General features: G+C 39.4%; 10 protein-coding genes. All 10 read right to left on the bottom strand.

The genetic code is table 11. The annotated features are described in order from the left end of the window. Positions 1 to 5 precede the first annotated feature (5 nt). The 10 genes from M3182_RS11115 to spoIIP all read right to left on the bottom strand — a co-directional run bounded on the left by M3182_RS11115 (position 6) and on the right by spoIIP (position 11832). The gene (locus M3182_RS11115) at positions 6 to 755 is read right to left on the bottom strand and encodes a 16S rRNA (uracil(1498)-N(3))-methyltransferase (RefSeq protein ID WP_251436352.1); all 750 of its coding nucleotides are present in this window, start codon (positions 753 to 755) and stop codon (positions 6 to 8) included. 133 nt (positions 756 to 888) lie between these two features. Next, on the bottom strand, positions 889 to 1824 hold the full coding sequence (prmA, locus tag M3182_RS11110) for a 50S ribosomal protein L11 methyltransferase (protein ID WP_251436351.1): 936 nt from the start codon (positions 1822 to 1824) through the stop codon (positions 889 to 891). A gap of 18 nt (positions 1825 to 1842) precedes the next feature. Beyond that, positions 1843 to 2967 carry a molecular chaperone DnaJ gene (gene dnaJ, locus M3182_RS11105; protein ID WP_251436350.1) on the bottom strand — a complete coding sequence of 375 codons (1125 nt, stop codon included), beginning with the start codon at positions 2965 to 2967 and terminating at the stop codon, positions 1843 to 1845. A gap of 162 nt (positions 2968 to 3129) precedes the next feature. Next, positions 3130 to 4953, bottom strand: a complete 1824-nt coding sequence (gene dnaK, locus M3182_RS11100) for a molecular chaperone DnaK (protein ID WP_251436349.1) — start codon at positions 4951 to 4953, stop codon at positions 3130 to 3132. A gap of 33 nt (positions 4954 to 4986) precedes the next feature. Continuing rightward, positions 4987 to 5583, bottom strand: a complete 597-nt coding sequence (gene grpE, locus M3182_RS11095) for a nucleotide exchange factor GrpE (RefSeq protein WP_285867801.1) — start codon at positions 5581 to 5583, stop codon at positions 4987 to 4989. Positions 5584 to 5746: 163 nt separating this feature from the next. After that, positions 5747 to 6778, bottom strand: coding sequence for a heat-inducible transcriptional repressor HrcA (gene hrcA, locus M3182_RS11090; protein ID WP_251436347.1), 1032 nt, complete (start codon positions 6776 to 6778; stop codon positions 5747 to 5749). 77 nt (positions 6779 to 6855) lie between these two features. Beyond that, entirely contained in the window at positions 6856 to 8001 is a 1146-nt protein-coding gene (gene hemW, locus M3182_RS11085; RefSeq protein ID WP_251436345.1) for a radical SAM family heme chaperone HemW, read from the bottom strand. A gap of 292 nt (positions 8002 to 8293) precedes the next feature. Further along, positions 8294 to 10129: a translation elongation factor 4 gene (gene lepA / locus M3182_RS11080; protein ID WP_251436343.1), complete on the bottom strand. Its 1836-nt coding sequence runs from the start codon at positions 10127 to 10129 to the stop codon at positions 8294 to 8296. 150 nt (positions 10130 to 10279) lie between these two features. Next, the gene (locus M3182_RS11075; RefSeq protein ID WP_251436328.1) at positions 10280 to 10618 is read right to left on the bottom strand and encodes a YqxA family protein; all 339 of its coding nucleotides are present in this window, start codon (positions 10616 to 10618) and stop codon (positions 10280 to 10282) included. Between the two features lie 23 nt (positions 10619 to 10641). Beyond that, on the bottom strand, positions 10642 to 11832 hold the full coding sequence (spoIIP, locus tag M3182_RS11070) for a stage II sporulation protein P (protein ID WP_251436325.1): 1191 nt from the start codon (positions 11830 to 11832) through the stop codon (positions 10642 to 10644). Positions 11833 to 12032 lie beyond the last annotated feature (200 nt).

The raw sequence follows: 12032 nt of genomic DNA, 5'->3' as shown, positions 1-12032 counted from the left end.
TTTCTTCACCTCATTAATTCAAAATGATAAGAAGCAGCAGACAGCAAATATAATGGTGCCGTCTCTGTCCTCAAAATTCGTGGCCCTAAACCACAAGAAAGAAACCCTTTCTCCGTTAACATAGCCACTTCTTTTTCAGTCAGTCCACCTTCAGGACCAAATACTACTAGTAAAGACTGTTTAGGCTGCATCGTACTAAAAACATCAACAAGTACAGATGCTTCTCCTTTCCTAGCCTCTTCCTCATAAGCAATTAACTTGTAATCAAATTGATTCCCTAACTCAACAAGCTCTTTAAAGTTGAAAGGTTCCTCAACGTTTGGAATCTTTGTTCGATGGGACTGCTCTGCAGCTTCTTTTGCAATCTTTTGCCAGCGCTCAACTTTTTTCTTGCTTTTTTTCTCATCCCATTTCACAACAGAGCGAGCTGCAATAAAAGGGATAAATCCATACGCTCCAAGCTCTGTCCCTTTTTGAATAATCAACTCAAGTTTATCCCCTTTGGGCAGTCCGCTCGCAATTGTAATTTGAATAGGGAGTTCAGGAGAATCCTCATTCCATTTTACAATGTCTGCTATTGCTTGGTCAGCGGTAATTTCTGCAATTTCACAAAGCGCACTGTCCCCGTTAGGTGAAACACAGATGATTTGATCGCCTTGCTTCATTCTCATAACCCGAACAAGATGATGGTAATCATCGCCAATTATTTGGAAGCGGCCATCTTCTGAAGGATTATTAACAAAATAGCGTTGCATCAACGCACCTTCCCTTGCGATTAGAATTATTCAATTTTACCTATAAAATCTTAATAGCTATTCAGATTAAAGATTCATTTCTATTTTAACAACAGAAAAAAAGGGGATTAAGAGAGCCCCCTTTCCTCATTTGTTACTTTTTCGCAATAATAGCAACCCAATCTTCCATCGTCATGACTTCTTCTATGGAAAAACCGGCATTGACAATCGCATCTTTCACAATCTCTTCCTTTTGTTTGATGATGCCCGAGGTAATAAAATATCCACCCTGTTTTACAAGTCGGCTTGCATCATCTACAAAGCGAAGGATGACTTCAGCTAAAATGTTTGCAACAATTAAATCCGCTTGCCCATTCACACCATTTAGCAAATTGTTTTGACGAACTTGAACCTTATCCTGAACCTTATTAAGCTCAATATTTTCCTTTGCGACCCTTACCGCTACTTCATCGAGATCAAGGGCCTCAATTGTACTCGCACCTAATTTCGCAGCAGCAACACTGAGGACTCCTGAACCTGTCCCAACATCCACTACCCGGTCGGCTTCTTGCACGGTACGCTCTAACGCTTGGATACATAAAACGGTTGTGGGGTGAGTCCCTGTCCCAAACGCCATTCCCGGATCTAGTTCAATAATTAATTCATCACGGTTTGCAGGTGTATAGTCTTCCCATGTCGGGACAATCGTAAATTTCTCAGAAATTTTCACTGGATGATAATATTGCTTCCAAGCTGTAGCCCATTCTTCCTCACGGACCTCACTGAGAGACACTTTGTTTTTACCTATATCGATATTATATTGAACCAGATTATTAATGGCTAGTTTGATTTCTTCTACTGTCTCAGCTAAATGGCTATTAACGGGAAGATAGGCTTTTATAATAACTCCTTCTTTAGGGTAATCTTCAGGATTAAGCTGGTAGATTTCTCCGAACTGGTCTTCTCTCTCTTTTATTAGGTCTAACGGGTCTTCAATTACAACTCCACTAGCCCCTGCTTCATGTAAAATATTTGAGATTGGTTCAACCGCTTCATTCGTTGTTAAAATCCCAATTTCAGACCATTTCATAAAAAAACCGCTCCTTCATTATTCACCCTTAAAGGCTCTTTTTACTTTTGAAAAAAAGCTTTCTTCATGTTCTCCCAATGGCTCTTGACCACTGATTTCGGCAAACTCCCGTAATAACTGCTTTTGTTTCTCCGTTAATTTCGTAGGCGTTACAACTTTTACGATAATATGTTGGTCACCTTGACCATACCCTCTGACATTTGGAACACCCTTGCCTTTTAATCTAAAACGAGTTCCTGTTTGTGTACCAGCAGGAATTTTCAACTTCACACGACCATGAACAGTTGGCACTTCAATTTCATCGCCTAGTGCTGACTGAACAAACGTAATTGGCATTTCACAATAAATGTCATCGCCATCACGCTCAAAGAACTCATGGGAACGAACATGGAAGACAATATATAAATCTCCTGCTGGGCCGCCATTGATACCTGGCTCCCCTTTACCGGCAACGCGTAGCTGTTGACCATCATCAACACCTGCAGGAATTTTCACATTGATTTTATTACGTTTCTTCACTTTTCCAGCACCAGAACATGTACGGCATTTTTCTTTAATTTCTTTCCCTGTTCCATTACAGTATGAACAAACCCGACGGTTTACAATCCTACCAAATGGTGTATTTTGGGTAATGTTTAATTCGCCCGTACCATGACAGTGTCCACAAGTATCAACCTTTGTACCTGGTTTCGCACCAGATCCCTTACAGGTGTCACAAGTCTCTTCACGTGGTATTTCAATATCGGTTTCTTTTCCAAAGACCGCTTCCTCAAATGAAAGAGTCATTGTGTATTGTAGGTCTGCACCTTGTCTAGGGGCATTCGGGTCACGTCTTCTACCGCCACCGCCACCGAAGAAACTATTAAAGATATCTTCGAAGCCTCCGAAGCCACCACCGAAGTCACCACCACCAAAACCTTGGTTTGGATCAGTATGGCCAAATTGATCATAGTGAGCACGTTTCTGATCATCACTTAATGTTTCATAAGCTTCTTTTACTTCTTTAAATTTTTCATCAGCATCAGGCTCTTTATTAATATCTGGATGATATTTTTTTGAGAGCTTACGATACGCTTTCTTTATCTCATCTTTAGATGCCTCTTTACTGACACCAAGAACCTCATAATAATCACGTTTACTCATTTTTAGAACACTCCCGATTCTTTTCACATAAAGGTAATTTTACCATTCACAGCTCAAAGAGTGCAATATATATCCATCCACACTTTAAACTAAACCATCATCAAAACGAATAAAAAGTCAAAGCCAAGAAGGACCTGACTTTGACTTTTTGATTGCTAATGCTTATTTTTTATCGTCTACTTCTTCGAATTCAGCATCTACAACATTGTCTTTATCAGCTTGACCTTCTTGGCCTTGAGCTGCTTGCTGTGCCTGTGCAGCTTGCTCATAAAGTTTCATCGTCAAGTTTTGAACGATTTCTTGTAATGCATCCTTCTTGCTACGGATTTCTTCAAGATCATTTTTCTCGATAGCCGCTTTTAACTCATCTTTCGCTTCATTCGCTTTCGTAACTTCGGCTTCTTCTACTTTGCCTTCAAGATCCTTAAGCGTCTTTTCAGTAGTAAAGACTAACTGATCTGCTTCATTGCGAAGATCAACTTCTTCTTTACGCTTTTTGTCAGCTTCCGCATTTTCTTCTGCTTCACGTACCATTTTATCAATTTCTTCATCTGATAAGCCAGTAGAAGATTTAATTGTGATAGCTTGTTCTTTGTTTGTGCCTAAATCTTTCGCACGAACATTGACAATTCCGTTCTTGTCGATATCAAAGCTTACCTCGATTTGAGGCACACCACGTGGAGCTGGTGGGATATCAGTCAATTGGAAGCGACCTAATGTTTTGTTGTCTGCTGCCATCGGGCGTTCCCCTTGAAGAACATGGATATCAACAGCTGTTTGACTGTCTGCAGCAGTTGAGAATACTTGAGATTTAGATGTTGGAATTGTAGTATTGCGATCAATCAATTTTGTAAATACGCCACCCATTGTTTCGATACCAAGTGACAGTGGTGTAACGTCAAGAAGGACAACATCTTTTACATCCCCAGTGATAACTCCACCTTGAATTGCCGCACCCATTGCAACAACTTCATCTGGATTTACTCCCTTATGAGGTTCTTTTCCAGTTTCTTTCTTAATCGCTTCTTGTACTGCCGGAATACGAGTGGAACCACCAACAAGGATTACTTTATCAATCTCTGATGCACTTAATCCTGCATCGCGTAACGCTTGACGAGTTGGGCCCATTGTACGTTCAACAAGATCAGAAGAAAGTTCTTCGAATTTCGCACGTGTTAGGTTTACTTCTAAGTGAAGTGGACCAGCCTCTCCTGCAGTGATAAATGGCAAGGAAATTTGTGTCGATGTTACACCAGATAAATCTTTCTTTGCTTTTTCTGCCGCATCTTTTAAACGTTGGCCTGCCATTTTATCTTGTGATAAATCAATTCCGTTTTCTTTTTTAAATTCAGCTACTAAATAATCGATGATGACCTGGTCAAAGTCGTCTCCACCAAGACGATTGTCTCCAGCTGTTGACTTAACTTCAAATACACCGTCACCTAATTCTAGGATTGAAACGTCAAACGTTCCACCACCAAGGTCATAGACAAGAATGGTTTGGTCTTCTTCCATTTTATCAAGACCGTAAGCAAGTGCTGCAGCTGTAGGTTCGTTGATAATACGCTCTACTTCAAGGCCTGCAATTTTACCAGCATCTTTCGTTGCTTGACGCTCTGCATCATTGAAATAAGCAGGTACAGTAACTACAGCCTTTGTTACAGGTTCACCTAAATAATCTTCTGCATAAGATTTCAAATGTTGAAGAATAATAGCTGATACTTCTTGAGGTGTATATTTTTTCCCTTCGATCTCAACAGTATGAGATGTTCCCATATGACGCTTAATGGACATAATCGTGTTAGGGTTTGTGATGCTTTGACGTTTTGCGACTTCCCCTACCTGGCGTTCACCGTTTTTAAAAGCAACAACAGATGGAGTCGTTCTGTTCCCTTCTGGATTCGGGACAACCTTTGGTTCTCCCCCTTCTAACACGGAAACACAAGAGTTTGTTGTTCCTAAATCAATTCCAATAACTTTACTCATGGAATATTACCTCCCCACTAATATGTATACAAACTATTGATTTACTTTTACCATTGACGGACGGATTACACGGTCCTTCAAGATGTATCCTTTTTGCAATTCTGCTACAACAATGTTCGAACCATAGTTTTCGTCATTGTCTTGCATCACCGCTTGGTGTCGATGTGGATCAAATTCTTGACCTACTGCTTCAATTTGCTCAACACCTTCATTTTTAAGAGCAGTTAGCAAACCCTGATAAACCATTTCCATTCCTTTTTGAAGGGATTTGGCTTGTTCATTATCTACTTCCATTTGCATTGCTCTTTCAAAATTATCAAGCGCCGGTAATAATTCTGTTACTAGACTTTGAGCTCGGTACTTTGCACTTGCTTCAAGGTCTAATCTTGAACGGCGACGGAAATTATCAAAATCAGCTTGAAGTCGTAAATAACGATTCTCCGTTTCCTCAAGCTTCGCTTCTAATTCAGTTATTTTAGCTAAGTTCGCTTCTTCTAGTGACTCTTCTGAAGAGGAACCTTGATTCGTTTCGTCCGTTTGTTCTTCAGCAAAAACTACTTCAACAACTTCCTCTTGCTGAGTTTCTTCGGACTGATCCATTTCTGGTGCGATGTTGTTTTTCTCTTCCATGTTCAAACTCACCTCCCTTAAAGGAAATCTAAAGCAAAGGCCAAAGGCTTCGCTCTAGTACTGGTCAGATTAGGGCCAGTTCTTCTATTTTTTGAACACTTTTTAACATGTTAAGGGATGACCCTGAACGGATGCAGTTCCACCCTTAACAATATTTCCATGCTCATTTGTTTTGATACAGATTCGTTAATACCTTTGATAAATCTGCACTAATAAAGTCAAGTAGGCTAATTACCCTCGAATATTCCATCCGAGTAGGTCCAAGAACTGCTATGGTCCCTAGCTGTTCGTCTCCAATTGAATAGGTTGCTGTAATCAAACTACAATCATCCATTGCCGAGTTATTATTTTCTCTACCGATTTTCACATTAATCCCCTTAGGGTTTTTTCGAATAATCTGGGAAATCCCATCCTCTTGCTCAATCATCGTCATGAGATTTCGAATCTTGTCAATATCATTAAACTCTGGTTGGTTTAACATATTGGTTTTACCGCCAAAAAAGACTTTTTCACTTGCTGGAATCGATAGCGTTTCAGATAAAGACCCCATCAAGACATCATAACTTTTTATATGCTGTCTTAGGATTGAGGCAACCTCTTTGTAAATACGCGTATTTAAATCCACAAGCGGAATACCTGAAAGACGCTCATTCAGGATATTCACCATTTTTTCGACGTCCCCAGGATCAACACTAGCAGGAAAATGGAATGTACGATTCTCGACATGACCAGTATCAGTAACAATAATAGCAATCGCAGTATCCTGATTCAACGGAATAATTTGTAGTTTCTTAAGTTTATTTTCGTTAACCGTTGGACCTAACACAATCGAGGTATAACTCGTTAATTCCGATAGAATCCTTGCTGACTTTTGAACGATCTTTTCTAGCTCATAAATTTGTTCAGCAAAAATTGATCTAACGGTTTGGATTTCCGACCGATTCAACTTTTGTGGTAACAATAAATGGTCGACATAGTATCGATACCCCTTCTCGGAAGGAACCCTCCCTGATGAAGTGTGTGTTTTCTCAATAAAACCGAGCTCTTCCAAATCGGCCATCTCATTACGAATTGTCGCCGAGCTGAACAAAATCTCTTCTTTTTTCGACAAGCTTCTTGATCCCACCGGTTGAGCGGTGCGGATAAAGTCATCAACAATCACCTGTAAAATCAATACTTGCCTGTCTGTTAACAACACTCATCACCTCTGTTAGCACTCTCACCTAACGAGTGCTAAATCTAATAATAAATTATCAATAAATAGCGTTGCTGTCAATCATTTGATATCCCAAGAAAAGATTGAAAAACCTCATTTCCAAGCAAGCGCCCATTCCTTGTTAACTTGATATGATTTTCATCAACTACTAATAATTTTCTGGCGGTTAAATCCTTGATCTCTTCCACAAAAAGAACCTCTGGATTCACTTGGAATTTCTCGGTAAAGCGTGGAATTGAGACACCTTCTGTCTTTCGCAAGCCAAGGAACATTTCCTCTTCCATCCGCTCACTTTTTGTCGTTAAATGATTGTCCATTAACGGGAGGTTCCCCTCGTTCAAAGGGTCCATATACTTTTTCAACGGACCATAATTGGATCTTCGATAGCCATTCACATAACTATGCGCCCCTGCACCAAAACCAAAATATTCATCATTGTTCCAATAAGTAAGGTTGTGGTAACTCTCAAATCCTGGGATCGCAAAATTACTAATTTCGTACTGTTTCAACCCTCTCGCTTCCATTTTATCCATTAACATTTCATACATTCTCGCCTCAATATCCTCTCCCGGTAGACGAAGTTTCCCTTTATTTAAGAGATTATAAAAAACGGTCTTCGGCTCAATAATGAGTGAGTATCCTGAGTAGTGTACTAGTTCCAAATCCAGTGCTGTTTTTAATGTTGCCTCAAAATCCTCAATCGTTTGTCCTGGCAAGCTATAAATTAAATCAACACTAATATTTTCAAAACCTATATCCTGCGCTTCATGAATCGACTTGAATACATCCTCTGCTCGATGCGACCTGCCGATCTTCTTCAATAGGTCATCATTAAAAGACTGAACTCCAAAACTAAGTCGGTTCACGCCAGCAGCTTTTAAAATCCTTAACTTTTCCTTTGACAAATCTCCCGGATTTGCTTCAAACGTATATTCAGTTTGTTGATCGTATGGCAATATTTCGTGAATGGATTCTACTAATAGTTCCAATTGACGTTCATCTAAAGCTGTTGGTGTCCCTCCACCTACGAAAACAGATCGAAAATAGGGAACAGGATTCTCTTTCATGGAAATTCCCATTTCTTTTTTTAAGCTGAGCAAATAGTCTTCCACAGGTTGCCTAGCCATAAACACTTTATTGAAATCACAATAATGACAAATATGATGACAAAATGGGATATGAATATAAGCAGCTTTTAACATTCTAATCACTTCTTTCTAAAAGCTCTCTTGTCTCTTTTTGAAAAAACAAGTGTTGAACTAGACATCTTTTTTCGAGGCTCTTTTCTTAAAGCTTTGTTGCTATCAGAAATAAAATATTAAGCCTTACCTATATTTTTAATGTAGATTTGGAGAATGGGCTTGAAAACTTAGTCTTATTCTGCGTTAAAATCGGTATTAGGATTTTAACATCAAACTTTACGAAAACAGCCTTTAAAAAAGAGGTTAGAGCCGGCCGAATCTTGCTACCGGTCTAACCTCCTTAAGAAATCCCCTACTGTTTTTTCGAACTGTCATCCATCTTTAAGACAGCCATGAAGGCTTCTTGCGGCACTTCTACAGATCCAACCTGTTTCATGCGCTTTTTACCTTCTTTTTGTTTTTCTAGCAACTTCCGTTTACGTGAAATATCGCCACCATAACATTTGGCTAAGACATTTTTTCGAATGGCCTTAATGGATGAACGAGCAACAATTTTCGTCCCAATCGCAGCCTGAACCGGAACTTCAAATTGCTGTCTTGGGATTAATTCTTTTAGCTTCTCAACAATTATCTTACCCCGTTCATAAGCGAAATCTCTATGAACGATAAAGCTTAGAGCATCTACTTTTTCCCCGTTAAGAAGAATATCCATTTTAACGAGTTTTGATGGTTTATATCCAATTAGTTCGTAGTCAAAGGAGGCATATCCTTTTGTACTAGATTTTAATTGATCAAAGAAATCATATACAATTTCCGACAGCGGGATTTCATAAATAATGCTTACCCTATTTTCATCCAAGTATTGCATATCAATAAAGTTTCCGCGTTTATCCTGGCACAGCTCCATTATTGCACCAACATAGTCGTTTGGTGCCATCATCGTTGCTTTAACATACGGCTCCTCAATCCGATCAATTTTTTGTGGATCCGGCATATTGGCCGGATTATCAACCTTGATCTCAGTGCCATCTGTCATGTGGACATGGTAAATAACACTTGGAGCTGTAGTAATTAGGTCAATCTTAAATTCGCGTTCAATCCGCTCTTGGATAATTTCCATATGCAACAACCCAAGGAAGCCACACCGGAATCCAAATCCTAATGCTTGAGAAGTCTCTGGCTCATATTGTAAAGCTGAATCATTTAACTCGAGTTTTTCCAATGCTTCTCGCAAGTCATTGAATTTAGATGTATCAATCGGATAAAGTCCACAATATACCATCGGATTCAACTTACGATAACCTGGTAAAGGCTCTGTCGAACCATTTTTTGCATTTGTAATTGTATCCCCAACACGGGTATCGCTCACGTTTTTAATTGCAGCAGTTAAAAAACCTACATCCCCAACAGATAATTCTTCAGTGACAAGCGGTTTCGGATTAAACACTCCAACCTCTGTTACCTCAAATTCTTTTCCTGTCGCCATCATTTTGATTTTATCTCCTGCTTTAACCGTTCCATCTACGACACGGATATAAGCAACAACCCCTCGATATGCATCATATAATGAGTCAAAAATGAGGGCTTTCAATGGAGCATCAGGATCTCCTTCGGGAGCTGGGATTTTCTCTACAACTTGTTCAAGAATTTCTTCAATTCCAATTCCAGCTTTAGCCGATGCTAACACAGCATCCGACGCATCAAGGCCAATAACGTCTTCAATCTCCGCCCTTACGCGCTCTGGTTCAGCACTAGGTAGATCGATTTTATTAATTACAGGCATGATTTCCAAATCATTGTCGAGAGCTAAATAAACGTTTGCTAGCGTTTGTGCTTCAATCCCTTGAGCCGCATCGACAACCAGGATGGCACCTTCACATGCTGCAAGGCTTCGTGAAACTTCATACGTAAAGTCCACATGTCCTGGAGTATCAATAAGGTGGAATGTATAAACCTCACCATCTTTTGCTTTATACTTTAGCTGGACTGAGTTTAGTTTAATGGTAATTCCTCGTTCACGCTCTAAATCCATGGAGTCAAGTAACTGGTCCTTCATCTCACGTGCGGTTAACGCATTGGTTTTCTCTAAGATACGGTCAGCTAAAGTTGATTTCCCGTGGTCAATATGAGCGATAATCGAAAAATTCCGGATTTTCGATTGTCTTTTCAATTTTTCTTCTCTATTCATTGGTGCTTCACTCCTACTGTTCTCGCGCATACACACTATTTTTTGATTATATCAGTAGCTAGATGAAGATTCAATTATTATTGAAATCACACTTCTACATTGTGCTTTAACAACCAAAAGAAAAAGAAACAGGAACTTCCCCTGTTTCTTTCAACTTTCCTTGTTTGTTATAAACTCTAGTGATTTTTCAACCCCAACTTCAAAACCATCTGCCAGTTTTTTCCCCATTGTGGAAAAGAGATTAAAAGCCTCCATTTTTTCTAACTTTTCCTTTTTCTGTTGAAGATCATGGCTCGATAGGTCATTTCCTAAAAAAGCCCCCTCGACCGCCCCTTCTTCATTTTCTTTCACGGAGACTACTGAATTGAAATTCGGATCTTCATAACCCTTCATATCATGTATGCCATTATTAGCTAATTGCATTCCAGTAAGAACGCAGATAAACATCATACAAACTAGTAAAAAAGCTTTTAGCATAAACATCTTCATCGTGATAACCACCTTGGACTGTCTTAATTAGCTGGCTCCGCATTCACTTCTTCTGCTTGCCAATAAACTTCACTGAATACATCGGCTAATGCATCAGCGGACCGGTATAGTTCTTCAAATGTATTATCTACACCGCCAAACTCAATTAATATTGCATTCCCTGATAGATCCTGATTGTATACTCCGTTCTGTCCTGGACCCTTATTTTCAATTATTCCCCGACTTAAGCCTTTGTAATCTTTTTCTAGGCGCTCATGAATTTGATTTGCGAGTTTTAAGTTCTTTTCATAGTTTTGGTTTTTTCCACCGATTACGAATGCGAGCTTAGCATAAGACTTTCCATCAATTGTTACCGTTGTATCCTTCTTTCTGCGTGCGTCTCGATGAATATCAATGATATATTGTAGATCCCTATTGCCAGCCATTGCTGTTTGGACGACAGACCGGGACTCTTGGTAAGCATGCCCAAAACCAAGACCTTTTTGATTTAATTGCCCCATCACATCGGTTTTATCAACATGTGTTCCGATCCCCTTGTCTGCCAATGTTTCCTTCAAACGGTCACCAATTTTTGTCACGTTCACCTGCGAATGATAAGCCAAGTCAGGATTTGTAACACCTTCTAGGTAAGGCAAGTATGATTCACGATTATGAGAGAAATAAACATAAACAACTTTCCGATCTCCAGTGGATTTTGGCGGAGCAGGTGTATCCTTATTCTTTCCTTCCCCTTCAAGTTCTTCCGTATTCTGAAGAGCAGCTTCTTGTTCTCTTTGTAGCACCTCAATTGGCGGAGCTGATTCCATTGGCATATTTGTATAATTGGTACCTTCACCAGCAACCAAGATTTTCCCATCAAATAAATCAAAGCCTGGTAGTTCTCTGCCCAGAAAACTTCGAGGGTCATCTAAACTGATATTGGTAGAAAGTTTGAAAACAAGATTCGATAGATTTAACGAATCCGCCTGTTCAGGTAATGTTTGTAAAAACTGGTGATTTTCCCACCCCATCAACTTATATAAAATTTCACCATTGATGTTGTTAGCAGCTTGATTGATCGAATTGGAGGCAATTCGGTACTCTGGCTTGAGCGATGTCATCAATCCACTAAAAGTAAAAACAGCTATTAGAAAAAAAATAAAAGCCAGTACTACTTTGAATAGGCTTGTCCCTTGAACTGTTACAATCATTCCTGTCCCTTTTAAACGTTTCACGGTTCCACCTCTTTTAGCAAGTCTAGTAAATCTTATGACAATGCTAGAAAAGATAGAACCGCGAATTTTTAAAGGCTCTTTTCTGTGAAAATAAATTAAGGGTTTAAACCCTATCTTTTTTGATAACAATGTTAATAATTGAATTTAGTCAATAGGAAACTAGGGCTACCGTATTTTACGGTCTCCTGTATAACTTCCTT

It is taken from the genome of Mesobacillus maritimus, assembly GCF_023715205.1.
Classification (GTDB): domain Bacteria; phylum Bacillota; class Bacilli; order Bacillales; family Cytobacillaceae; genus Mesobacillus_B; species Mesobacillus_B maritimus_C.
Note: the sequence above shows the minus strand (reverse complement) of the source record. Positions and strands in the feature narration are given on the sequence as shown.